This window comes from Mycobacterium sp. NTMscope_MAC_269 (genome assembly GCF_976985695.1).
Map to the genome: position 1 here is coordinate 1978445 of NZ_OZ335668.1, position 25601 is coordinate 2004045.

General features: G+C 69.5%; 11 protein-coding genes and 1 pseudogene. 5 read left to right on the forward strand and 7 right to left on the reverse strand.

Translation table 11 applies throughout. The features are described 5' to 3' along the window. Positions 1-5 precede the first annotated feature (5 nt). Positions 6-12548 (reverse strand): type I polyketide synthase, encoded by a 12543-nt coding sequence (locus ACZ50Z_RS09320; RefSeq protein ID WP_464483293.1) that lies wholly within the window; start codon positions 12546-12548, stop codon positions 6-8. Between the two features lie 428 nt (positions 12549-12976). Beyond that, entirely contained in the window at positions 12977-13327 is a 351-nt protein-coding gene (locus ACZ50Z_RS09325) for a hypothetical protein (RefSeq protein WP_464483294.1), read from the reverse strand. Between the two features lie 172 nt (positions 13328-13499). Here ACZ50Z_RS09325 and ACZ50Z_RS09330 point away from each other — a divergent pair, with 172 nt between their 5' ends. Further along, positions 13500-13835, forward strand: coding sequence for an RNA polymerase-binding protein RbpA (locus ACZ50Z_RS09330; RefSeq protein ID WP_007770897.1), 336 nt, complete (start codon positions 13500-13502; stop codon positions 13833-13835). Positions 13836-13844: 9 nt separating this feature from the next. Here ACZ50Z_RS09330 and lnt read toward each other — a convergent pair. The 3 genes and pseudogenes from lnt to ACZ50Z_RS09345 form a co-directional block, all read right to left on the reverse strand. Further along, positions 13845-16437: pseudogene (gene lnt, locus ACZ50Z_RS09335) on the reverse strand (apolipoprotein N-acyltransferase). A gap of 247 nt (positions 16438-16684) precedes the next feature. After that, a complete protein-coding gene (locus ACZ50Z_RS09340) occupies positions 16685-18217 on the reverse strand; it encodes an amidohydrolase (protein WP_464486149.1) in 1533 nt (510 codons plus the stop codon). 203 nt (positions 18218-18420) lie between these two features. Then, complete coding sequence (locus ACZ50Z_RS09345; RefSeq protein WP_464483295.1) at positions 18421-18942, reverse strand: FxsA family protein; 522 nt, start codon at positions 18940-18942, stop codon at positions 18421-18423. Positions 18943-19015: 73 nt separating this feature from the next. Between ACZ50Z_RS09345 and ACZ50Z_RS09350 the strand changes: the two genes are divergently transcribed. After that, the gene (locus ACZ50Z_RS09350) at positions 19016-19723 is read left to right on the forward strand and encodes a dienelactone hydrolase family protein (RefSeq protein ID WP_464483296.1); all 708 of its coding nucleotides are present in this window, start codon (positions 19016-19018) and stop codon (positions 19721-19723) included. Between the two features lie 3 nt (positions 19724-19726). On the opposite strand, the gene ACZ50Z_RS09355 is transcribed toward ACZ50Z_RS09350, so the two are convergent. Continuing rightward, the gene (locus tag ACZ50Z_RS09355; protein ID WP_464483297.1) at positions 19727-20107 is read right to left on the reverse strand and encodes a PPOX class F420-dependent oxidoreductase; all 381 of its coding nucleotides are present in this window, start codon (positions 20105-20107) and stop codon (positions 19727-19729) included. Positions 20108-20221: 114 nt separating this feature from the next. On the opposite strand from ACZ50Z_RS09355, the gene ACZ50Z_RS09360 reads away from it, so the two are divergent. Together ACZ50Z_RS09360 and ACZ50Z_RS09365 are read left to right on the forward strand one after the other, a co-directional pair. Continuing rightward, on the forward strand, positions 20222-20881 hold the full coding sequence (locus ACZ50Z_RS09360) for a TetR/AcrR family transcriptional regulator (RefSeq protein WP_464483298.1): 660 nt from the start codon (positions 20222-20224) through the stop codon (positions 20879-20881). A 16-nt stretch (positions 20882-20897) separates the two neighbouring features. Continuing rightward, positions 20898-21701, forward strand: coding sequence for an SDR family NAD(P)-dependent oxidoreductase (locus ACZ50Z_RS09365; protein ID WP_464486150.1), 804 nt, complete (start codon positions 20898-20900; stop codon positions 21699-21701). Positions 21702-21764: 63 nt separating this feature from the next. Here ACZ50Z_RS09365 and cobN read toward each other — a convergent pair whose 3' ends face one another. Beyond that, positions 21765-25340 carry a cobaltochelatase subunit CobN gene (gene cobN, locus ACZ50Z_RS09370; RefSeq protein ID WP_464483299.1) on the reverse strand — a complete coding sequence of 1192 codons (3576 nt, stop codon included), beginning with the start codon at positions 25338-25340 and terminating at the stop codon, positions 21765-21767. 56 nt (positions 25341-25396) lie between these two features. Between cobN and ACZ50Z_RS09375 the strand changes: the two genes are divergently transcribed. After that, positions 25397-25597: a hypothetical protein gene (locus tag ACZ50Z_RS09375; protein WP_464483300.1), complete on the forward strand. Its 201-nt coding sequence runs from the start codon at positions 25397-25399 to the stop codon at positions 25595-25597. The last annotated feature ends 4 nt before the right edge of the window (positions 25598-25601 follow it).

The window sequence follows — 25601 nt, forward strand, 5'->3', positions numbered from 1 at the left end:
CCTGGTTACTCGTCGTCATCGTCCAGTAGCGCTGCGTTGACCAGATCATCGAGGTCCATGTCGGCGATGTCCTTCTCGGTGGTCGCGGGTGCCGCGGACTGCGCGTTGCCGTTGGATTCGTCGGCCAACGCCAGCAACAGTTCCAACACCCCGGCCTGTCGGAGCCGCTTGACGGGAATGGACCCGACAACGCGCTGGATCTCGGCTTCGCCCGGTGCCGCGGCCGCCGGGGTTTGTTCCGAGGCGCCGAGGAGCTCCCGGTGCATGTAGCCGGCCAGAGCCGCGGAGTTCGGGTAGTCGAAGATGAGCGTCGGCGAAAGCGCCAGTCCGGTCGCGGCTTTGAGCCGGTTGCGCATCTCGACCGCGGTCAGGGAGTCGAAGCCGAGCTCCTGGAACGCCCGGTCCGGGTGGATCGCCTCCGGGCTCGAGCTGCCGAGCACGGTGGCGATGTGGGAGCGCACCAGGTCCAGCAGGATCGCCTGCTGCTCGTCCTCTGGCAGCCCTTCGAGGCGTTGCAGCAGAGCGGATTTCGACTTGGCAGCGGCCAGCGAGTCGTCGACCTGACGCCGCGTCGGCGCATTGATCAGATCGACGAACATCGGCGGCAACGTGCCCGAGTCGAACTTGACCCGCAACGCCGCGAGGTCGATGTGGGCGGGCAACATGAATGGCTCGTCGACGATGAGCGCGGTGTCCATCAGCTCCAGCGCCTCCTGCGAGGACATCGCCACAATCCCGTCCCGCCCGAATCGAGCGAGGTCGGCCGCGCCCAGCCCACCGGTCATGGCGCTGGCCTGATCCCAGAGCCCCCAACCGAGCGAGATCGCCGGAAGCCCGTGGGCGCGCCGGTGCGCGGCCAACCCGTCCAGAAATGAGTTGCCCGCCGCGTAATTGGCCTGGCCCGAGGCGCCCGCCAGCCCGGCGATCGACGAAAACATCACGAACGCCGACACATCCAGATCGCGGGTCAACTCGTGCAAGTTCCATGCCGCGTCGACCTTGGACCGCAGCACGGCGCCCATCCGCTCGGGACTCAGCGACGTCACCACGGCGTCGTCCAAGACGCCGGCGGCATGGATCACGCCGGTCAGCGGGCGCTGCATCGGGATGTCGGCGATCACCTTGGTCAATGCCTCGCGGTCCGCAGCGTCGCAGGCCACCGTCTCCGCGTGCGCGCCGGCAGCGGTCAGCTCGGCCACCAACTCCGCCGCACCCGGCGCATCAAGACCGCGCCGACTGACCAACACGACGTTGCGCGCGCCGTGACGGGTCACGACGTGCCGCGCGACCGCCGAACCGGCCATCCCGGTGGCGCCGGTAATCAACACCGTGCCCCCCGTCCACGCGTCCGGCATGGTCATCACGACCTTGCCGACGTGGCGGGCCTGGCTCAGGTAGCGCAGCGCGGCGGGAGCACGGCGCACGTCGAATCGGGTCACCGGCAGCGGCCTCAGCACATCTTCGGCGAACATCGCGGCGAGCTCGTCGAGCATCTGCGCGATGCGATCCGGTCCGGCTTCGAAGAGGTCGAAGGCGCGGTAGCGCACGCCGGCGTGGTCCCGGGCGACGGCCTCGGGGTCGCGGATGTCGGTCTTGCCCATCTCCAAGAACACCCCGCCGGGCGCGACCAACCGCAGCGAGGCGTCCACGAACTCACCGGACAGCGAGTCGAGCACGATATCCATGCCGGCCCTGCCGGTGACCGCCCGGAATTTATCCTCGAAGTCCAGGCTGCGCGAATCGCCGATGTGGTCGTCGTCAAAGCCCATGGCCCGCAACGTGTCCCACTTGCCGCGGCTGGCCGTCGCGAACACTTCCAGCCCGATCTGGCGGGCCAGCTGGACCGCGGCCATTCCCACCCCGCCGGCGGCGGCGTGCACCAGCACGCGTTGACCGGGCTTCGCGGCGGCCAGGTCCACCAGGGCATAGCGCGCCGTGGCGAACACCACCGACGCCGTCGCGGCGGCGGTGTGTGACCATCCCGCCGGCACCCTGACGAGCAGGCGCTCGTCGGTCTTGGCGATCGTCCCGGTACCGTCCGGGAAAAGCCCCATGACGCGGTCGCCGATCGCGAAACGCCCGTTCTGCGTGGCGGTTTCGGTGATCACGCCGGCGGCCTCGATGCCCATGATCGCGTCCGGATCGGGATACAGGCCCAACGCGATCATGACGTCGCGGAAGTTGGCGGCGATGGCCGACAGCGCCACGCGCACCTGCCCGGGCCCCAGCGGGGCGTCGGCGTCGGGAATCCGCTCTATCCGCAGATTCTCGATCGTGCCGTAGCTACTCATGCCCAGCCGCCACGGGCCCTCCTCGGGCGGTGTCAGCAAGCCGGCGACCGCGCGGCTGCCGAGCACCCGCGCGGTGTAGACGGTCCCGTTGCGTACCAACGCCTGCGGTTCGCCGATCGCCAACACGGCGCCGATCGCGTCGGGATTCAGTGGTGCATCCGCGTCGACGAGCACGATCCGGCCGGGGTGTTCGGTCTGCGCCGACCGCACCAGGCCCCACACCGCCGCGCCGGCCAAATCGGTGACGTCCTGCCCCGGCAACGTCATCGCGCCGCGGGTCGCCACCACCAGCGTCCCGGCGCCGTCGCGGGACAGCCAGGACTGCAGCACGGGCAGCACGGCCCGCGTCGCCGAGTACACCTCGGTGATCACGTCGCCGCAGACCGGCGCCGATTCGAACAGCACCACCGATCGCCCGGCCCAGGCCTCATGGGACTCCATGGATTCCGGTGCACCCCAGGCACTTACCGTGATCGGCTCCACCGCAGGTGATGGTTGGGCGGACCAGATCAGCTCGAAGAGCCGGTCCGGTCCCGAATTCGACACCGCGGCCAGGAGCTGCTGATCAGTCACCGGGCGGGCCACCATCGATGCCACCGAGAGCACCGGCAGACCCAGGCCATCGGCCAATTCGATCGACACCGCCGAGGGGCTCACCGGCATGATCCGCGCGCGCACCGCCGCCGCGCCCGCGGCGTGCAACGACACCTGCTGCCACGAGAAGGGCACCAGTATCGAGCCCGGGGCGAGCTCGTCGTTCTCGGACGCCAAGATGACCGCGTGCAGCGCCGCGTCGAGCATCACCGGGTGGACCCCGAACCCGGTCACCGACACCCCGGTGTCGGCGGGCAGGCTCACCTCGGCGAAGATTTCGTCGCCACGACGCCACATCGACGTCAGGCCGCGGAACGCGGGCCCGTACCCATAGCCACGCTCGGCCAGTTGCTCGTACCCGTCGCCGACATCCAGCGGGACCGCACCCACCGGCGGCCACACGGACAGATCCGCGCCGGGCTGTATCGATCCCGCCCGCAGTACGCCTTCGGCGTGCAACGACCAGCCCGAGCCCGCTTCAGCGCGCGAGAACACCGACACCGCACGCGTGCCCGAATCGTCCGGGCCGCCGACGACGACCTGAACCGCGACGGAGCCTCCGGTCGGCAACACCAGCGGCGCAGCCAGATTCAACTCTTCGACGACTCCGCAGCCGACCTCGTCGCCGGCGCGGATCGCCAACTCGACGAATCCCGCGCCGGGGAACAGCACGACACCGCCGACTGCATGATCGGTCAGCCAGCCTTGCGTGCCCGGCGACAGCCGGCCCGTCAGCACCACCCCGCCCGACGCCGGCAGCTCGACCACCGCGCCCAGCAGGGCGTGTTCGCCGGGGGCCAGACCCAGTCCCGTGGCGTCGGCCGGGGCACCGTCGCGCGAGAGCCAAAAGCGCCGCCGTTCAAAGGCATACGTCGGCAACTCGACGAGATTCGCCGCGCCGATGGCGCCGCGCCAGTCCACCGCCATCCCGGCGACGAACCCGTGCGCGACGGCGTTCACCAGGGCCACCGGCTCGGGCCGGTCCTTGCGCAGTGCGGACATCGCAAAGATCTCCGTCACCGGGTTGTCGGCCAGCGTTTCTTCGATCGAGGCCGTCAGTCCGCTGCTCGGCCCGACTTCGAGGAATCGGTGGCCGCCGGCGGAATGGACGAATCGGACGCTGTCGGCGAATCGCACCGCCTCGCGGACGTGGCGCTTCCAGTACGCCGCCGTTCCGAAGTCATCGGTGGCCAGCCCGCCGGTCACGTTCGACACGATCGGGATGGTCGGCTTACCGATGGTGAGTCCCGCTGCCACAGTGCCGAATTCGTCGATCATCGCGTCCATCAACGGGGAGTGGAACGCGTGCGAGACAGCGAGTCGGTGCACGCGGCGCCCGTCGGCGCGCAGCCGGTCCGCGATCGCGGTCACCGCCTCTTCGGTTCCCGAAATCACCACCGAAGCAGGGCCATTGACGGCGGCGATGCCCACGCCGGCTTGTTCGAAAGGCACGAGTAGCGGCCGCACCTCGTCTTCGGTGGCCTGCACGGCGATCATCGCCCCGCCGACCGGCAGCGCCTGCATGAATCGTCCCCGGGCGGCCACCAGGACCGCGGCGTTCTTCAGCGACAGGACCCCGGCGGCGTGGGCGGCCGACAATTCGCCGATCGAGTGGCCCATCACGAAGTCGGGGTGTACGCCCCAGGACTCGAGTAGCCGGAACAGCGCGACCTCCACGGCGAACAGCGCCGGCTGGGCGAATTCGGTGGTGTGCAACAAGCTTTCGTCGCTGCCCCACATGACGTCACGCAGGGGACGCAGCAGGTGTTGATCCAGCTCGGCCAGGACGGCGTCGAAGGCCTCGGCGAAAATCGGGTACGCGCCGTGCAATCCCCTACCCATGCCGAGAAGCTGGGAGCCCTGACCGGGGAAGACGAAAACGGTCTTGCCGCCGGGTGCCGCCGTACCCCGAACGATCGAGGGCGCCAACTCGTCCGCGGCCAGCTCGTCCAGCCCGGCCAGCAGGCGGTCGCGGTCGTCACCGACGATGACGGCCCGCTGTTCGAAGGTTGACCGGCCCGCCAGCGTCCAGGCCACGTCGACGATGTCCAGGTCCGGGTGGGCGCGCAGCTGGGTCGCCAACCGGGCGGCCTGAGAGCTCAACGCCGACGGTGATTTCGCCGACACCACCCAAGGCAGGACCGGCACCTCGGGCCGCTCGGCCACCGGAACAGGGGTCGGGAGGGCCTCAGACGGGACAGCCTCGATGATCACGTGCGCGTTCGTGCCGCTGATGCCGAACGACGACACCCCGGCCCGGCGCGGGCGCTCGGCACGCTCATCTTTCCAAGGCCGGGCTTCCGTGAGCAACGACACCGCACCCGCCGTCCAGTCGACGTGCGGGCTGGGCTCGTCGACATGCAATGTGGCCGGCAGGATCTCGTGGCGCATCGCCAGGACCATCTTGATCACACCGGCCACACCCGCGGCGGCCTGCGTGTGGCCCATGTTCGACTTGATCGACCCCAGCCACAGCGGCTCGCTGCGATCCTGGCCGTAGGTGGCCAGCAACGCCTGCGCCTCGATCGGGTCACCCAAGGTGGTCCCGGTGCCGTGGCCTTCGACGACGTCGACCTCGGCCGCCGAAAGGCCGGCGTTGGCCAGCGCCGCGCGCACCACCCGCTGCTGCGAGGGGCCGTTGGGCGCGGTCAGCCCGTTGGAGGCGCCGTCCTGGTTGATGGCCGAACCCCGCACCACCGCCAGCACCGGGTGACCCAGGCGCTGCGCATCCGACAGGCGCTCCACCACGAGCATGCCGCCGCCCTCGGAGAATCCGGTGCCGTCGGCGGCGCCCGCATACGCTTTGCATCGGCCGTCGACGGACAGGCCGCGCATGCGGCTGAACTCGACGAAGATGTCGGGCGTGGCGTTGACCGTGACGCCGCCGGCCAGGGCCAGATCGCACTCCCCCGAGCGCAACGACTGCGCCGCCATGTGCAGCGCCACCAACGACGACGAGCACGCCGTATCCACCGACACCGCCGGGCCCTCCAGCCCCAAGACATACGACACCCGGCCCGACGCCACACTCGAGGACTGGCCGGTCAGCCGGAAGCCCTCCGCGGTGGGCGCGGCGTCGATGCCGTAGCCCTGCGTGTATACGCCGGCGAACATGCCGGTGGCACTGCCACGCAACGCGCCGGGTTCAATTCCCGCCCGCTCCAAGGCTTCCCAGGAGAGCTCGAGGAACATGCGTTGTTGCGGATCCATCGCGAGCGCCTCGCTGGGCGCGATGCCGAAGAAGGCGGGGTCGAAGTCCGCGACGCCGTCGACGAACCCGCCGGTTCGCGTGTAGCAGGTGCCCGGAACGTCGGGATCCGGGTTGTACACGCCGCTCAGATCCCAGCCGCGATCGGTCGGAAATTCCGAGAGCACATCACGGCCCTCGGTCAGCATCCGCCACAGATCCTCCGGCGAATTCACCCCGCCCGGATAGCGGCACGCCATGCCGACGATCACGATCGGATCGTCCTCGGTGGCGCGCGCGACCGGGCCATGCTTGATCTCCCGCGGGGCCCCGGCGAGCTCGGTGCGGATGTAGCCGGCCAGACCGTTGGGTGTCGGGTAGTCGAAGATCAGTGTGGGTGAAAGCGCCAGTCCGGTCGCGGTTTTGAGCCGGTTGCGCATTTCGACCGCGGTCAGCGAGTCAAAGCCCAACTCTTGGAAAGCCTTGTCCGGGTCGATCGACTCGGCGGAGGTGTTGCCCAGCACGGTGGCGATGTGGGAGCGCACCAGATCCAGCAGCACCGCGTGCTGCTCGGCATCGGACAGCCCGTCCAGGCGATGCGCCAGAGCCGATTTCGACTTCGCGGCCGCCAGCGAGTCGTCGACCCGGCGCCGTGTCGGCGCGTTGACCAGGTCGGCGAACATCGGCGGCACCGCGACCGCATGGGCGCGCAGCGCGCCGAGATCGATGCGGGCGGGCGCCAGGAACGCTTCGTCGACAATCAATGCCGTGTCGAACAATTCCATGGCCTCGTCCGAGGACAACGCCAAGATTCCGTCGCGGCCCAGCCGGGCGAGGTCGGCGGCGTCGAGCCCGCCGGTCATGGCGCTGGCCTGGTCCCACAGCCCCCAGCCCAACGAGGTCGCCGGCAGGCCGTGCGCGCGCCGATGCGCCGCCAGCCCGTCCAGGAATGAGTTCGCGGCCCCGTAGTTGCCCTGGCCCGACGAGCCCACGAGCCCGGCCATCGACGAAAACATCACGAACGCCGACAGATTCATGTCGCGGGTCAGCTCGTGCAGGTTCCACGCCGCATCGACTTTGGCCCGCAGCACCGCGTCGACGCGCTCGGGTGTCAGCGAGGTGACCATTGCGTCGTCGAGCACGCCGGCCGCGTGGATCACGCCGGACAGCGGCCGCTGCGCCGACAGTTCGGTGATCACCGCGGCCAGTGCGGCCCGGTCGGCCGCGTCGCAGGCGATCACTCGCACCCGGGCGCCGGCCGCTTCCAGCTCGGCGATCAGCTCGGCGGATCCCGGCGCGTCCGGCCCGCGCCGGCTCAGCAGTGCCAGGTGCTCGACGCCGTGGTGCGCCACCAGGTGACGCGCCAACGTCGAGCCCGCCATGCCGGTCCCTCCGGTGATCAGCACCGTGCCCGAGGCCAGGCCGGAACCCGGCCCCGAAGGCACCGTCATGACGACCTTGCCGACGTGGCGGGCCTGGCTCAGGTACCGCAACGCCGCGCGACCGCGTCGCACGTCAAAGGTCGTCACCGGCAACGGGCTCAGAACGCCGGCGTCGAACAATCCGGCGAGCTCGATCATCCATTGGTGCATCCGCGGACGCCCGGGCTCGAACAGGTCGAAGGCGCGGTAACGCACGCCCGGGTAGTCCTGGGCCACCACGCCCGGGTCGCGGATGTCGGTTTTGCCCATTTCCAGGAACATGCCGCCGGGGGCGACCAGGCGCAGTGAGGCGTCGACGAAGTCCCCGGCCAGCGAGTCCAGCACCACATCCATTCCGGCGCCCCCGGTGATCGACCGGAACTTGTCCTCGAACTCGAGGCTGCGGGAATCCGAGATGTGGTCGTCGTCAAAGCCCATGGCCCGCAGGGTGTCCCACTTACCGCGGCTCGCGGTGGCGAACACCTCCAGGCCCAGGTGCCGGGCGAGCTGGACGGCGGCCATCCCGACCCCGCCGGCGGCCGCGTGCACCAACACCCGTTGCCCGGGCCTGACCTCGGCCAGGTGGATGAACGCCATGTACGCGGTGGTGAAGACCGCCGAGATGCCGGCGGCTTCGGCGTAGGACCAATCGGCGGGCTTGCGCTGCAGCAGACGGACGTCGCCGGGCACCAGGGTGCCGCTGCCGTCGGGGAAGAAGCCGTACACCGAATCGCCGACCTCGAAGTCGGTGACGCCCGGCCCGACCTCGACCACCACGCCGGCGCCTTCGCCGCCGAGCAGCGCCTCGTGGGTGAACATGCCCAGGGTGATCATGACGTCGCGGAAGTTGGTGGCGATCGCGCGCAGGGCCACGCGAACCTGACCCGGCTCCAGCGGGGCGTCGGCGTTGGGAACGGGCTCGAGTTGCAGGTTTTCGAAGGTGCCCGCGCTGCTGATTCCCAGCCGCCACGGGCGGTCGTCCGGCGGCGTCATGATGCCGTCGACCGCGCGGCTGCCGCGCACCCGTGCGGTGTGGGCCTTGCCGCCGCGCAGCAGCACCTGTGGTTCGCCGACCGCGAGAACGGTCGCTATCGCGCTATCGTCCAGCGCGGCATCGGAATCCACCAGCACGATCCGCCCGGGATGCTCGGTCTGCGCCGAGCGCACCAGTCCCCACACGGCCGCGCCGGCCAGGTCGGGGACGTCCTCTCCCGGCAGTCCCATCGCGCCGCGTGTCGCGACGACGAGCACCCCGGAGTCATGCTCGGTCAGCCACGACTGCACGGCGGCGAGGGCCTCGTGTGTACGGCGATACGAATCGGCGACCGGATCTCCCTCGGCCGCAAGGGATTCGAACACCTCGTGCGCGGGCGACTCGCCGGTCGCGGCGGTCGCCGGCGACCAGTGCACCTCGAAGAGGCGGTCCGGACCCGAGGCGGACACCGCCGCGCGGAGCTGCCGCTCGCTCACCGAGCGCGCCACCATCGCGCGCACCGACAACACCGGCAACCCCAGGCCGTCGGCCAGTTCGATCGATACCGCGCCGGCGGCCGCCGGCGCGATGCGTGCGCGCACCGCCGACGCGCCCGCGGCGTGCAACGACACGCCCTGCCAGGAGAACGGCAACACCACTTCGTCGGTGTGGTCGCCGATTTGGTGGCCGATGACCAGCGCGTGCATGGCCGCGTCGAGCAGTGCCGGGTGCACCCCGAACCCGTTGACACCTCCGGCGGCGTCGGGCAGGCGCACCTCGGCGAACACCTCGTCGCCGCGTACCCAGGCCGCGGTGAGGCCCTTGAACGCCGGGCCGTAACCGTAACCGCGCGCGGCCAATTGCTCATAGCCGTCCGCCGGGTCGACCGCGACGGCGCCCGCCGGCGGCCACGCCGACAGATCCGCGCTCGGCTCGACCGAGCCGGTACTCAACGTTCCCTCGGCGTGGCACACCCAGCCCGCGCCGGTGTCGGGTCGCGAGAAGATCGACACGTCGCGCTGACCGGATTCAGTGGCGGGACCCACCACGACCTGGACGGCAACCGACCCCGAGCCGGAACCCTTGGCCGGCAACATCAATGGCGCTTGCAAAGTCAGTTCGTCGACCGTCGAGCACCCGACTTCGTCGCCCGCGCGGATCGCCAATTCCACAAACCCGGTGCCGGGGAACACGACCGTGCCGGACACGGCGTGATCGGTCAGCCAGCCCTGCAGGCTGGGCGACAGGCGACCCGTCAGCACGACCCCGCCCGAGGACGGTAGCTCGACGACCGCGCTCAGCAGCGGGTGCTCGCTGGTGCCCAGGCCCAGGCCGGTGGCGTCGGCACCGACACCTTCGCCGGACAGCCAAAACCGCCGCCGGTCAAAGGCATACGTGGGCAGCTCGACGAAACCGGCCCCCTGAAGCGCGCCGCGCCACGTGACGCTCACGCCCGCGACGAACGCGGTAGCCGCCGATGTCAGGAATCGGTCGAGTCCGCCGTCGTCGCGGCCCAGGGTCGGAATAACCTTGGCTTCGGCGACCTCGGCGTCGCGGCCCGCCTGGTGGTTGGCGGTGTCCTCGATGCCCGCGACCAGGGCCGGATGCGGGCTGGATTCGATGAACGTCCGGTATCCGTGCTCGGTCGCGCTGCGCACGGCCTGGTCGAACTGCACGGTCTGGCGGATGTTGCGGTACCAGTAGTCGGCGTCCAATCCCGCTGTGTCAAGGCGGCTTCCGGTCACGGTGGAGAAGAACGCGATGCGCGAGGAATGCGGCTCGATGCCGGACAGCGCCTCGGCGAGATCGTCGCGGATCGCCTCGACCTCCACCGAGTGCGAGGCGTAGTCCACGTCGATCCGCCGGGTGCGCAGTTCGAGATCGGCGCAGAACCCGACGAGCTCGTCGAGGGCGGCCACGTCGCCCGAGACCACGACGGCCGAGCGGCCGTTGACGGCGGCGATGCTGACCCGATTGCCGTAGGGCGCCAACAACTCCCGGGCTCGCTCGGTGCTACAGGCGATCGACAGCATGCCCCCGGGGCCGGCCAGCGAACGCAGCAGCTTGCTGCGCAGGGTGACCACCCGGGCGGCGTCGCGCAAAGACAAGGCGCCGGCGACGTAGGCCGCGGCGATTTCGCCTTGCGAGTGGCCGATCACCGCGTCCGGGCTCACCCCGACCGATTTCCACAGTTCGGCCAGCGACACCATCACCGCGAACAGCACCGGCTGCACCACGTCGACGCGGTCCATCCCCGGGGCACCGGGTGCGCCGCGCAGCACGTCGATCAGCGACCAGTCGACGAACTCCGAGAACGCCTCGTCGCATGCCTGGATCTGTTGCGCGAATACCGGTGCGGTATCCAGCAATTCGATACCCATGCCGAGCCATTGGGAGCCCTGGCCCGGGAACACGAACACGGTCTTGCCCGCCGGCGTCGCGGCGCCCCGCAGGACCGTCCCGGCCGGGTCATCGTCGGCCAGCTCGTCCAGCCCGGCCAGTAACCGGTCCCGGTCGGCGGCCACCACGACGGCCCGATGCTCGAATGTCGACCGTCCCGCCAGCGTCCACGCCACGTCGGCGACGTCCAATTCATCACGCGCACGCAGGTATTCGGCCAGCCGCGCCGCCTGCGCCGCCAGCGCCGTCGTCGACTTCGCCGATACCACCCACGGCACCATCGGCCGCGACGGACCCGCCTCCCGCTCTGGCTGGGCCGGGGCGGCCTCGACGATCACGTGCGCGTTGGTGCCGCTGATGCCGAACGACGACACCCCGGCCCGGCGCGGGCGCTCGGCACTCCAGGGGCGGGCCTCGGTGAGCAACGACACCGCACCCGCCGTCCAGTCGACGTGCGGGCTGGGCTCGTCGACATGCAGCGTCGCGGGCAGCGTCTCGTGGCGCATCGCCTGCACCATCTTGATCACACCGGCCGCACCCGCGGCGGCCTGCGTGTGGCCCATGTTCGACTTGATCGAGCCCAGCCACAGCGGCTCGCTGCGATCCTGGCCGTAGGTGGCCAGCAACGCCTGCGCCTCGATCGGGTCGCCCAGGGTGGTCCCGGTGCCGTGGCCTTCGACGACGTCGACCTCGGCCGCCGTGAGGCCTGCGTTGGCCAGCGCCGCGCGCACCACCCGCTGCTGCGAGGGGCCGTTGGGCGCGGTCAGCCCGTTGGAGGCGCCGTCCTGGTTGACGGCCGAACCCCGCACCACCGCCAGCACCGGATGCCCCAGACGCTGCGCATCCGATAACCGCTCGACGACGAGGATCGCCCCGCCCTCCGACCAGCCGACGCCGTCGGCCGCGCCGGCGTACGCCTTGCATCGCCCGTCGGGGGCCAACCCCCGGTGACGGCTGAATTCCACGAAGACCGTCGGCGTGGCGTTGACCGTCGCACCGCCGGCAAGCGCGAGGTCACACTCCCCCGAGCGCAGCGATTGCACCGCCATGTGCAGCGCCACCAACGACGACGAGCACGCCGTGTCCACCGACACCGCCGGGCCCTCCAGCCCCAAGACATAGGACACCCGCCCCGAGGCGACGCTGGAGGTCATCCCGGTCAGTCGGTAGCCCTCGATTTCCTCGGCGAGCATGCCGTAGCCCTGGACGATGAGCCCCGCGAACACCCCGGTGGCGCTGCCACGCAGCCCGCTGGGGTCAATCCCGGCCCGCTCCAACGCTTCCCACGACAGCTCCAGGAGCATCCGGTGCTGGGGATCCATGGCCAGTGCTTCGCTGGGCGCAATGCCGAAGAAGGCCGGGTCGAAGTCCGCGACGCCGTCGACGAACCCTCCGGTATTCACATAGCACTTGTGGCGGGCGTCGGGATCGGGGTCATAGAGCGCCCCGAGGTCCCAGCCGCGGTCGGTGGGAAACTCCGAGATCACGTCGCGGCCGTCGGCAACCATTTGCCACAGCGATTCGGGGCTGTCGACGCCGCCGGGGAAGCGACAGGACATACCGACGATCGCGATCGGCTCGCTGGACCGTTCCAGCAACGCGCGGTTGGTGCGCTTCAGGCGTTCAACCTGGACCAGCGCTTTCCGCAGCGCTTCGGTCGCATGCTGGAGTTGGTCCACCATCACTAAACCTCGCCCTAACCCTCACCTAATGTGTGGCCGTCTTGTCCCGCCGGATGCGGTTGTCGCCGATTCACGGGATTTGCTGCACAAGGCGACGCCGTGTTTCGTGCGGCCAGCGTCGTGCTGCTCTCCGGCCCAAGAATATTGCTGGTGAGTATGGCCAACTCCGACTGGATTTCAAAACGTCCGCTACTCCCGGCTGCTACAGGAGGACCGGCTTGGACAGGTGCGACGCCCCGCTCGGGCGAGATGCGCCGCGGGGAGCCCGGTGAGCTCGGTGGACGACGGTTCGCGCTAGACGTGGCCCGTGGTCCATGGCGAGACTGTACCCGGCTGGCCATAGTTGGTGGTCAGGCGCGTGTCGTGGGAAGTTCGGCGGCGCGTCTGGTCCGGGCGGCACGGGCCGGGCAACGCTTTCAGACAAGCCTTCAGACACCCGCTCGGCGCCAGCCGTCGGCGGCCCGGGCGGCGTGGATGAGGGTGTCGCACAGCTGGCGCAGCTCGGTGGCCGCGGCGCCTTCCTCGAGGGCGGTGGCGACGTCCTCGGCGGCGCAGCGAACCTGGTAGACGCGATCCGAGAGGTCCGCCGCGTCGTCGGCCGACAACACCACCGCGTCGTCGGGCACGGCTGCCGCGCCATGCCGGTTCAAGGACGCCCGTTGCTCGTAGGCCCGCTGCCGGCACGACTGCCGGCAGTACTGGCGGCGGCGGCCCATTCCCGCATCGGTGACGTCTCGACCGCACCAGCGGCAGGGCTGCGGGTGGGTACGGCGGCTCACGCCTGCGACATTAGTCGGGATTGTTCAGCGATCCCGGTATCATTGAGGGTCGCGTCGCGTATGCCGGCCGTCCGCCGGGGAACTGCGCAGATCGCCGCAGCGTTGCTAATCGAGAGAGAATTGCACTACAGGGGCCGCAGAGCTCCGAAACGACGTCAAAGGAGTAGCACCCATGGCCGATCGCGTACTGAGGGGCAGTCGCCTCGGAGCCGTGAGCTACGAGACCGACCGCAATCATGACCTGGCACCGCGCCAGCTCGCGAAGTACCGCACCGAGAATGGCGAGGAGTTCGAGGTTCCCTTCGCCGACGACGCCGAAATCCCCGGCACCTGGCTGTGCCGCAACGGCCTGGAAGGCACCCTGATCGAGGGTGACCTGCCCGAACCGAAGAAGGTCAAGCCGCCGCGCACGCACTGGGACATGCTGCTGGAGCGCCGCTCGGTGGAAGAACTCGAAGAGCTGCTCAAGGAGCGCCTCGAGATCATCAAGACCCGTCGGCGGGGCTGACCCCGCGGTTCAGCTGCGGTTGTCGGCCCTGCTGGCCCGCGTGCCCGACCGACGGCCCTGGACACCCCACCGGGTCACTTTGACCAGGGCTTCGCGGATGTTGGATCCGCTCATCTTGGACACGCCGAGCTCGCGCTCGGTGAACGTGATGGGCGCCTCGACGATGGTGAAGCCGTTGCAGATGGTGCGCCACGTCAGGTCGATCTGGAAGCAGTAACCCTTGGAGTCGACGCCGTCGAGATCGATCGCCTCGAGGACCTCGCGGCGGTAGGCGCGGTAGCCGGCGGTGATGTCGTGCACCCCGATGCCCAGCGCCAGCCGCGCATAGGTGTTGGCCGTCCAGGACAGCGCCCAGCGCCGCCACGGCCAGTTGCGGACCGTCCCGCCGTCGACGTAGCGCGAACCGATGGCCAGGTCGGCGCCGTCGTCGACCGCGTCCAGTAGGCGGTGCAGCTGTTCGGGCGCGTGGCTGCCGTCGGCGTCCATTTCGACGAGCACCGAATAGTCGCGGCTCAATCCCCAGGCGAAGCCCGCCAGGTACGCCGCGCCCAGGCCGTCCTTGGCGGTGCGGTGCATGACGTGGGTGCGACCGGAGTCGGCCGCGGCCAGCTCGTCGGCCAGCTGGCCGGTGCCGTCGGGGCTGCTGTCGTCCACGATGAGCAGGTGCACGTGCGGGCACGCGTCCCTGAGGCGTCGGTGGATTACCGGCAGGTTCTCCAGCTCGTTGTAGGTCGGGATGATCACCAAGACGCGCTGGCTGGGACGATTGCCCGGGGCGTGGGGCGCCGACTGGCCGGTGGTCATGTAGCTCCTCTGTGTCGCCCGAAATCGAAAGAAAGTCGGCCGTCCCCGGTGGGACGGAGTGTCGTCACCCGCCGTCGTCTGCCGGCGTGTGATCCCCGCCCTCGTCGGGCGCGGCGTCTGAGTTGTGCTCGCCGGGCGGGTGTGCGCCCGGGGTCGTACCGGCCGTTTTGGAAGGACGTGCCGACCGACCCGAGGACCTGGGCCTGAGACGAATCGGACGCGGGAACCATCCATTGTGCCGTATCCCGGCCAAAATGACCGCCCCGGCCGCTGCCACCATGACCCACTGCAGCAGCGGCGCCCAGCGGGTCGCCGGCGTCAACTTGGTCTTGAGACGCACCGGCATGTCCAGGTACGCGGGCGCGAAGAAGTCGGTGCGCGCCAACTCGCCGCCGTCCGGCGCGATGACGGCGCTGATCCCCGTCGTGCCCGCGACCACCACGTAGCGGTCGTGCTCGACGGCCCTGACCTTGGCGAACGCCAGCTGCTGTTCGCTCATCTTCTTGTTGAAGGTGGCGTTGTTGGCCGGCACGGCCAGCAGCTGGGCGCCGCCCAGGACCGCATGTCGGGGGACGCGGTCGAAGATCACTTCCCAACACGTCGCGACCCCGACTGGCACCCCCGCCATGTGTACGACGTCACTGCCCGGCCAGGGCACCATGCTTCCGGCGCGGCCGGCGTACCCCGATAGATGTTTGAACAGCCAGGGCATCGGCAGGTACTCGCCGAACGGCTGCACGATCTCCTTGTCGTGGCGTTCGGCCGGCCCGGTGGACGGGTTCCACACGATCATGGTGTTCGTGTAGTGGGGATCCTCGGGAGGGCGCCCGGGGACTTCGAGCACGCTGCCGATCAGGATCGGGGCGCCGATCGCCGCCGCGGCCTGCGATATCTCGAGTGCGGCGTCCGGGTTGACCAACGGGTCGATGTCGGAGGAATCTTCCGGCCAGATCACGAACTGTGGTTGCGGCGCGGCCCCGGCACGCACGTCGTCGGCCAGCGCCAGGGTCTCGCGGACGTGGTTGTCCAGCACGGCTCGTCGCTGCTCGTTGAACTCGAAGCCCAGCCGCGGCACGTTTCCTTGCACCGCCGCGACGGTCACCGACGGTTCGCCGCCCGAGCCGGTGCCGGCGTGCCGCACCTGCGGCCAGACGAGGACCGAGGCGAGCAGCACCAGGCAGATGCAGACGCCGGGCAATACCACCGCCGGCGGCGGCGCGGTGTCCGCGCCGTCGGCCGCGTCGCGCAGCGGGTGACCCGAGCGCCACCACTTCACGATTTCCAGCGCGATGGCGGTCGCGCTGAAGCCCACCAGCATGATCGCCGCGGACAGCAGCGCGACGCCGCCGAGCTGAACCAGCGGCAGGAACGGTCCATGTGTTTGGCCGAAGGCCACCGAACCCCAGGGGAAGCCGCCGAACGGGAAGACCGACTTCAGCCATTCCTGTGCCGCCCACACCAGTGCGAACCAGATCGGCCAGCCGGGCAGCCCGCGAACGAGGACGGCGAACAGGCCGAATGCGGCGGGAAACAGCGCCGAAACCGCCGCCAGCGCGAGCCACGGAACGGAACCGACCAGCAGCCCGACCCACGGCAGCAGTGGTAGGTAGAACGCCAGCCCGAAGAGGAACGCATAACCCAGCCCGCCCGCCGGCGTCGTCGCGGGGTGGGTCAGCACCCACGCCAGCAACGCCGCCGCGACGACGGCGCCCCACCACCAGTTCAGTGTCGGGAAGCTGGCACACAGCAGCAGGCCGCCCACGACGGCGCAGATCAACCGGGTCAGCCGGGGCAGCATGGCGGCCTGGGCGGCGGGCAGCCGCGCGATGACCGCGGTCACCAACCCGGTGGCCGTCCGGCGCACCGCGCTGGCCAGTCGATCGGTCAATCGTGCGCGCTTGTCGGGGTGGATGTCGGCGGGCTCGTCGTCGCGCTCCGATTCGGCCTCGTCGCAGATCGGGTCGGGCTGCTGGTCCCCCGGATCGTCCGCAGTGGTCTGGTCCGGGGGTTCGTCGTGGTCCGGCGGTTGGCCGCCGGGCCAGTCCCTAGCCATGGATGACAGCGCCCCGATGCACGGTTCGCCGGCATCGCGGCAGGGCATCGGTCGGGCCCAGGCGCGGCAACGCGGGCACCCGGGAACGCGGATCGGTCGACCAGCGCTGCACGGTGTCGCGCGGTGCATGCACCTCCAGCGTTCCCGTATCCCAGATGGCGTAGGACGCCGGCGCACCCGGCGTCAGGGTGCCCGCCTTGCCGTCGCGGACGCCGGCGGCCCGCCAGCCACCGCGGGTGGCGGCGGCAAACGCGGCCCGCGCCGAGACCGCGCTGCCCGTGGTGCGATGGTTGACGGCCGCACGCACGCTTGCCCACGGGTCGAAACCCGTCACCGGGGCGTCGGAACCTAGCGCGAGGGGCACGCCTTGGGATGCTAACAGCGCAAACGGGTTGAGCCGACTGCCTCGCTCAGCGCCGAGCCGCCGCGCATACATGCCGTCGGCGCCGCCCCAGAGCGCATCGAAATTGGACTGCACGCTGGCGATGACGCCCCATTGACCCAGTTTCATGGCCTGCTCGGCGTTGATCATCTCGACGTGCTCGAGGCGGTGCCCGCACCGGGCGACGGCGACCGGCCCGAGGTCCGCGGCGACCCGCTCGAACGCGTCCACCGCGGTGGCGACGGCGGCATCTCCGATCACGTGGAAGCCGGCGGTGATCTCGGCCGCGGTGCACGCCCGCACGTGGGCCTCCACGGCGTCGGCGTCGAGATAGCTGGTGCCGGAGCGGTCGGGTGCGTCGGCATAGGGCTCGTGCAGCCAGGCGGTGCGCGACCCGATCGCGCCGTCGACGAACAAATCACCGGCCAGCCCGCGAGCCCCGGTGGCGGCCAGCAGCTCCCGTGCCTCGTCGGGGGTGCGCACCGGCTCGCCCCAGTAGCCGATCACTTCGACACCGTGTTCGAGCGCCCGCAGCTGCCGCCAGTCGTCGATCCCGCCGATCTGAGGTCCGGCGCACTCGTGCACGGCGACGATGCCGGCCCCCGCGGCGGCGTGGAGCGCCGCGGCGCGGGCTTCGGCGAGCTGCTCGGCGGTCAGCAGGTCGCGGGCGGCGGCGCGCACCAGATGGTGCGCGTCGCCGGCGAGCGGCCCCTCCGCACTGAAGCCGGCCGCCGACGGGAGCTCGGCGACGAGCCGGCGCAGGCCCGTCGAGGCCAGCGCGGAGTGCACGTCCACGCGTGTCAGGTAAGCGGGGCGGTCGCCGAGGACGGCGTCGAGGTCACGGGTGCCGGGCGGGACTGCTTCCGCCCAGGCGGTTTCGTCCCAGCCGTGCCCCCATATCGGTTGGCCCGGGTGGGCGGCGGCGTAGTCGGCGATCATGTGCAGGCACTGCGCGCGCGAGCCGACCCGGCGCAGATCCAGCCCGCTCAGTGTGAGGCCGGTAGCGGTCAGGTGGATGTGGCTGTCGACGAATCCCGGCGCCACGAAACCGCCGTCGACATCTTCGATGTCGGCCTCGGGGAACATGGTCCGGCCGACCTCGTCGCTGCCCAACCAGGCGATGACGCCGCCGCGGACCGCCATCGCGGTCGCGTCGGGGTGAGCGGGGCTGTGCACCCGGCCGTTGATGAGCAGAGTCACCGGGGCGGGGTTATCGACCCCGTCCCGTGACGATGCAGGCCGTGAAACGGCCTGAGGAGGAACGGGACCATCGACCACGCCCCAAAACTACGTGCAACGGTTCGCGCGGCGATAACGATCAGCGGATGTGCACGATGCGAGCCGCCTCAGCGCCCGTCGAAGCGTTGCGTTCGCACCGGCTCGACTTCTATGACGTCGATGACCTCGCCGTCGATGTAGTCGCCGCGGCCGCGGGCGTCACCCGGGTAAGGAGCGGCCGGATACGGATCCGGGCGGAAGGTGCTCACGTAACTGATGCCCGGCATCTGGCGGCGCAACGTGCGCATCGCCATGGCGCCCAAACCGGGGGCGGCGACCGACCGGACCGGCGGAATGAGCAGCAACAAACCCAGCGCGGTGCTGACCAGCCCGGGAACGAGCACGAGCAGCGCGGCCACACTGACCAGCGCGCCGTCGCCGGCCACGTCGCGTGATGCGGCCAACCCGGAGCGCAATCGCCCGATCCGACGGATGAGGTGGGACCCTGCCATCGGGGCGACGATGCCCCACCCGAGCAGGAAGGTCGCCAACAGCAACAGCAGGGTCCAACCCCATCCGATCGTCGACACCAGCGCGAAGATCACCGCGAGTTCGACGACGGCATAGAGGAGCAACAGCCGCGACACCATGTCAGGTCAACGTCCGCGAACCGCGTCGGAGTTCCCGTGGTGCGATCCCCGGCGATTGCAGTTAGATGACGCTATGACGACGATTCAGATCGATACCCCCGACGGACCGATCGATGCGTTACTGAGCACACCGCCGGGCCAGGGCCCTTGGCCGGGTGTGGTGGTGATCCACGACGCGTTCGGCTACGGCCGGGACAAGCAGTCGACCAACGATCGCATCGCCCGGGCGGGTTATCTGGCCCTCACCCCGAACATGTACGCCCGCGGCGGCCGGATCCGCTGCATCTCCCGGGTCATGAAGGAGCTGCAGACGCAGCGCGGCCGGGCCCTCGATGACATCCTGTCCGCACGCGATCACCTCAAGGCCATGCCGGAATGTTCGGGCCAGGTGGGCATCGCGGGCTTCTGTATGGGCGGCCAGTTTGCACTCGTCATGTCGCCCAAGGGTTTTGGTGCTGCCGCGCCGTTCTACAGCACTCCCCTTCCCCGCAATCTGGACAAGACGCTTGATGGGGCGTGCCCGATCGTGGCCAGCCTGGGTGCGCGCGACCCGCTGGGTCGGGGTGCACCCGAAAAGCTGCGCAAGACGATCGCGGACAAGAACATCACCGCCGATGTGAAGGTCTATCCCGGCGCCGGGCACAGCTTCGCCAACGAGCTTCCCGCGCAGGGTCTGCTTCGGATCACCGGTTTCGGCTATAACGAGGCCGCCACCGAGGACGCCTGGCACCGCGTTTTCGCGTTCTTCGGCGAGCACCTGGCGGCCGGGGCAACGGCGTAGCGTTCAAACGACTTTCAGCTCGAGCCCGACGTTGTTTTCCATGCCGCCGCGCAGCTTGCTGAACAAGTTGAACACCTTGCCCACGATGCCGTAACGCTTGCCGATCGCATCGTAGACCGCGGCCGTTTGCGACTTGTCGAGGATGACGGCGGTCCCCTCGACGGCCTCGCTGGTCGGGCGGCCGTTCATCGTGCAGGTGGCCAACGTGACGCGTGGAGTGTTGCGAATCCGCTTGACCTTCCACGACTTTTCCTGGGTGATGACCAGGAGCCGGCCCTGATTCATGGCGGCCCAGATGGGCGTCGGCTTGGGCCTGCCGTCCTTGGTGAAGGTGGTCAGCAAGATGTATTGCGCCTTGGCGAGATCGGCAAAGGTTGGCGTCACGCTGTCAACCTACCGTCGTTGGCGATTCGGCGTTGACATTCTCACCGCCTCGCTGCGATAGTCATAAGACCTTAAGTGAAAACGTCATTTTCACTTAAGGACCGGTCCCGAGAGATGCAGGCAATTGTGAGCGCTCCCCGCATGCGGCAACGCGAGAAGCTGGGCCCCGATCCGGCGGTGCGCCGCCAGCTCCTGGCCGCGGCGACGACAACGTTGCGCGAACGTGGAGTCGACGGCCTCAGCATCGCCGCCGTCCTGCAACGGGCCGCCTTGAGCACGCGGGCGTTCTATCGGCACTTCGGGTCGAAGGATGAACTGGTGGCCGCGGTCTTCCTGGAGGGTGCGCGCACCGAAAGGCGGCGGCTCACGCGTCGAATGTCCTGTACAGCAACGGAAATCGAGGCCGTCGCGGCATGGATCGACGGCAGGCTGGACCTGGCATTCGACGTCCGCCTCGGAAACGATCTGCGGCGCCTGTCGTTAGAAGCTCAATCGCAGATCTTCGCGTCTCCCGGTCTGGTCCAGCCGGCATATGCGGAGATACTCACGCCGCTCAGCGAGGCGATTCGGCGGGGCCTGCGCGACGGCGTTTTTCACCGGGTCGATCCGGTGACCGAAGCCCGGTTCATCCATGGGGTGGTATGGGCGGCGATCGACCAGCACTGGGCGAAGGGCGGTTGTGACCGCGAGGATCTGCGCCGGCGCATTCAGCGGTTTTGCCTGCGCGGGCTGGGCGTGGCGTCCGAGGCGCTCGAACAGGTTTGTTCGACATGATCGAAAGGGATTAGCGATGGACCTGGGTCTTGCGGGATCGACGGCCGTGGTCACCGGCGGCAGCAAGGGCATGGGGCTGGCTATCGCCGAAACCCTTGCAGCCGAAGGGGCCAGAGTGGCGGTGATGGCCAGGAGCCAGGGTGCGCTCGATGAGGCCGTGGCATCGCTGCGCGGGGCCGGCGCTCCCGACGCCGTGGGGATCAGCGTGGATATGACCGATCCCGCATCCATCGCCGTCGGGTTCGCCGCCGTCGCCGATCGTTGGGGGCGCCTCAACAGCCTGGTCCACACGATCGGGCCGGGCGACGGCTATTTCGAGCAGATGGACGATGCCGAGTGGGACGAGGCGTTCACGCTCGGCACGATGTCGGCCGTGCGATCGATCCGCGCCTCCTTGCCGCTGCTGCGCTCGGCGGATTGGGCCCGCATCGTAACGTTGTCCGCGCATTCGATCCAGCGCCAGAACCCGCGCATCGTCGCCTACACGGCGTCGAAGGCGGCGTTGGCCAGCGTCACCAAGAATCTGTCGAAAAGCCTTGCCAAGGACGGCATTCTGGTCAACTGTGTGTGTCCCGGGACCATCGTGACCGCCAGCTTCACCGAAAACCTCAAGGACATCCTCGCCGCCGATGGCCTCGACGCCACCAACCCGGTCGACGTCATGACCTGGATCGACAACAACTTTCACCAACCCTGCGACCTCGGCCGTGCCGGCCTTCCCGAAGAGGTCGCTTCCATCACCACCTACCTGGCGTCGCGGCGGAATGGCTATGTCACCGGCGCGACGGTCAACGTGGACGGGGGGTCGGACTTCATCTAGCGCCGAGTGCGCAGCCGGCCACTCGTTCGGTGCCGAGTGTGCGGGCGGCCGCGCCCGCGCCGCTCAGCCCTCCAGATCGCCCTCGGTTTCCAGCAGCGCCCGGCGCAGCCCGTCGAGGGTCTCCGGTTGCGGCTGCGCCCACATGCCCCGCCCGGCCGCCTCCAGCAGCCGTTCCGCCATGCCGTGCAGCGCCCAGGGATTCGACTCGGTCATGAATTTCCGGTTCTCCGGGTCCAACACATAGCGCTCGGTGAGCTGTTCGTACATCCAGTCCGCCATCACCTGAGCCGTCGCGTCGTAGCCGAACAGATAGTCCACGGTCGCCGCCATCTCGAACGCTCCCTTGTAGCCGTGCCGCCGCATCGCCGCCATCCAGCGCGGATTGACCACCCGGGCGCGGAACACGCGCGTCGTCTCCTCCGACAGGGTGCGGGTGCGGATCGCGTCGGGTCGGGTGTTGTCGCCGATGTAGGCCGCCGGCGCCTGGCCGGTCAGCGCCCGCACCGTTGCCACCATGCCGCCGTGGTACTGGAAGTAGTCGTCGGAGTCGGCGATGTCATGTTCGCGGGTGTCGGTGTTTTTGGCGGCCACCGCAATACGCCGATACTGCCGGTTCATGTCGTCGACCGCCTCGCGGCCGTCCAGGTCGCGTCCGTAGGCGAACCCGCCCCACGCGGTGTAGACCGCGGCGAGATCGGCGTCGTCGCGCCAGTTGCGGCTATCGATGAGCTGCAACAGCCCGGCGCCGTAGGTGCCCGGCTTGGATCCGAAAATCCGTGTGGTCGAACGGCGTTGATCGCCATGCTGGGCGAGGTCGGCCTGGGCGTGGGCCCGCACGAAGTTGTCGTCGGCGGGTTCGTCGAGGCCGGCGACCAACTGCACCGCGTCGTCGAGCATCGTCACCACATGCGGGAAGGCGTCCCGGAAGAAGCCGGAGATCCGCACCGTCACATCGATGCGGGGGCGCCCGAGCTCGGCCAGGGGAATCGCGGCGAGGTCGACGACACGGCGCGACGCGTCATCCCACACGGGCCGAACGCCCAGTAGCGCAAGTACTTCGGCGATGTCGTCGCCGGCTGTGCGCATGGCCGAGGTCCCCCACACCGACAGCCCCACCGATTGCGGCCACCGGCCGTGGTCGTCGCGGTAGCGGGCGAGCAGCGAATCCGCCAGTGCCATACCGGCTTCCCAGGCCAGTCGGGACGGCACGGCCTTGGGGTCGACGGAATAAAAGTTACGCCCGGTAGGCAGGACGTTGACCAGGCCACGCAGCGGAGACCCCGAGGGGCCGGCCGGGATGAAGCGTCCGTCCAGGGCGCGCAGCACCTGCTCGATTTCGGCGGAGCTACCGGCCAGCCGGGGCACCACTTCGGTGGCCGCGAACCGGAGTACTCGCGCCACGTCCGGGTTGGCGGTGAGCCGTTCGACCGCATCGGGATCCCAACTGGACGCCTGCAGCGCCGCGACCAACTCCCGCGCCGCGGCCTCAGTCGCGTCCACACTGGTTCGTTCGTCGCTGCCGTCCTCGGCCAGACCCAACGCCTGGCGCAGGCCGGGGATCGCGTGCTCGCCGCCGAACAACTGGCGGGCACGCAGGATCGCCAGCACGAGGTCCAGTTCGGGCTCCCCCGTGGGCTTTTGGCCGAGGATGTGCAGGCCGTCGCGGATCTGGACATCCTTGATCTCGCACAACCAGCCGTCGACGTGCAGCAGCATGTCGTCGAACGAGTCCTCGGCGGGACGTTCGGTGAGCCCGAGGTCGTGGTCCATCTTCGCGGCCCGGATGAGGGTCCAGATCTGCTGGCGGATGGCCGGCAGCTTGCCAGGATCCAGCGCGGCGACATTGGCATGCTCGTCGAGCAGCTGTTCCAAACGTGCGATGTCCCCGTAGGTTTCGGCGCGTGCCATTGGCGGGATGAGATGATCGACGAGCACCGCGTGCGCGCGCCTCTTGGCCTGGGTGCCCTCGCCGGGGTCGTTGACCAAAAACGGATAGATCAGCGGCAGGTTGCCCAGCGCGGCATCCGGTGCGCAGCCCGCTGACATGCCCAGGGTTTTACCCGGCAGCCATTCGAGGTTGCCGTGTTTGCCCAGGTGCACCACCGCGTGCGTTCCGAACCCGGCGTCCAGCCAGCGGTAGGCGGCGAGGTAGTGGTGGCTGGGCGGCAGGTCCGGGTCGTGGTAGATGGCGACCGGGTTCTCGCCGAAGCCGCGGGGCGGCTGCACCATCAGCACCACGTTGTCCGATTTGATTGCGGCGATGACGATTTCACCGTCAGGATCGTTGCTGCGATCGACGAACAGCTCCCCGGGCGGCGGTCCCCAGTGCGCCTCGATGGCGTCAATGAATTCGGCGGGCAGCGTCGCGAACCACGCGCGGTAGTCCTTGGCGGAAACCCGGATCGGGTTGCCGGCCAATTGCCCCTCCGTGAGCCAGTCGGGATCCTGGCCGCCGCGTTCGATGAGCGCGTGGATCAGGGCGTCGCCATCGTTCGCGTCGACGCCCGGCAGGTCACCGATCCGGTAACCGCGGTCGCGCATCGCCCGCAGCAGCGCGACGGCGCTGGCCGGCGTGTCCAGCCCGACGGCGTTGCCGATCCGGGCGTGCTTGGTGGGATAGGCCGAGAACACCAGGGCGACCCGTTTGTCGGCTGGGGCGACGTGGCGCAATACCGCGTGCCGCACCGCCAGGCCCGCGACGCGGGCGCAGCGTTCGGCGTCCGCGACATAGGAGATCAGGCCGTCCTCGTCGATCTCTTTGAAGGAGAACGGCACCGTGATGATGCGGCCGTCGAACTCGGGCACCGCCACCTGACTGGCCACGTCGAGCGGGCTCAGTCCGTCGTCGTTGTCGCACCACTGGGCGCGCGGGCTGGTCAGGCACAATCCCTGGAGGATCGGAATGTCCAGCGCGGCAAGGTGTTCGACATTCCAGCTGTCGTCATCGCCGCCGGCGGACGCGGTGGCCGGTTTGAGCCCGCCGGCCGCCAGGACGGTCACGACCATCGCGTCGGCCGCGCTCAGCCGTTGCAGCAGTTCGGGTTCGGCGGTGCGCAGCGACGCGCAGTAGACGGGCATCGGGCGCGCGCCGGCGTCCTCGATGGCCTCGCACAACGACTCGACGTAGCCGGTGTTGCCGGCCAGGTGCTGGGCGCGGTAATACAACACGGCGATCGTCGGGCCGCCGGGATCGGGCGCGTCCGGCCGGGCCAGCTCGCCCCACGTCGGCGTCACGACCGGCGGGGTGAACCCGAACCCGGTCATCAACACCGTGTCCGAGAGGAAGGCGTGCAGCTGGCGCAGGTTGTCCACCCCGCCGTGAGCCAGGTAGATGTGCGCCTGTACCGCGATGCCGGCGGCCAATGTCGACAGCCCGGTGAGCTCGGCGTCGGCGGCCTGCTCCCCGCTGACCAGCACCGTGGGCACACCGCTGGCGATGACGGTGTCGATCCCGGTCTGCCAGGCCCGGTAGCCGCCGAGGATCCGCACCACCACGATGGCGACGTCGGTCAGCAGGTCGGGCAGTTCGTCCTCCGACAGCCGCGACGGGTTGGCCCATCGATAGTTCTTCCCGCTGGATCGGGCGCTGATCAGGTCCGTGTCGGACGTCGACAGCAGCAGGATGGTCGGCTCAGCCACCCATCATTCGTACCGCAGCGGCAGCGGACGGCCGAATCGGCACGTAGGGTCCCTCTATGAGCAGAGGATTCGTCGTCGCCTTCGCGGTCGGGGTGATCGTCGCGTTGTTCGGTGTGATCTGGGCACTGCAGGGATTCGGGGTGCTCGGCGGCAGCCCGATGAGCAACACCACCACCTGGTCCGTCATCGGGCCGATCACGGCGCTCGTAGGGATAACGATCGCGGTGATCAGTTGGCGGAGACTAACGTCGAAATAGGTTG

What these genes read in the sequence shown, in the direction of transcription:
- ACZ50Z_RS09320 (WP_464483293.1), bottom strand. Translation starts at nt 12,548, where the DNA reads ATGGTGGACCAACTCCAGCATGCGACCGAAGCGCTGCGGAAAGCGCTG.
- ACZ50Z_RS09330 (WP_007770897.1), top strand. Translation starts at nt 13,500, where the DNA reads ATGGCCGATCGCGTACTGAGGGGCAGTCGCCTCGGAGCCGTGAGCTAC.
- ACZ50Z_RS09340 (WP_464486149.1), bottom strand. Translation starts at nt 18,217, where the DNA reads ATGGCGGTCCGCGGCGGCGTCATCGCCTGGTTGGGCAGCGACGAGGTC.
- ACZ50Z_RS09345 (WP_464483295.1), bottom strand. Translation starts at nt 18,942, where the DNA reads ATGGTGTCGCGGCTGTTGCTCCTCTATGCCGTCGTCGAACTCGCGGTG.
- ACZ50Z_RS09350 (WP_464483296.1), top strand. Translation starts at nt 19,016, where the DNA reads ATGACGACGATTCAGATCGATACCCCCGACGGACCGATCGATGCGTTA.
- ACZ50Z_RS09360 (WP_464483298.1), top strand. Translation starts at nt 20,222, where the DNA reads ATGCAGGCAATTGTGAGCGCTCCCCGCATGCGGCAACGCGAGAAGCTG.
- ACZ50Z_RS09365 (WP_464486150.1), top strand. Translation starts at nt 20,898, where the DNA reads ATGGACCTGGGTCTTGCGGGATCGACGGCCGTGGTCACCGGCGGCAGC.
- ACZ50Z_RS09375 (WP_464483300.1), top strand. Translation starts at nt 25,397, where the DNA reads ATGAGCAGAGGATTCGTCGTCGCCTTCGCGGTCGGGGTGATCGTCGCG.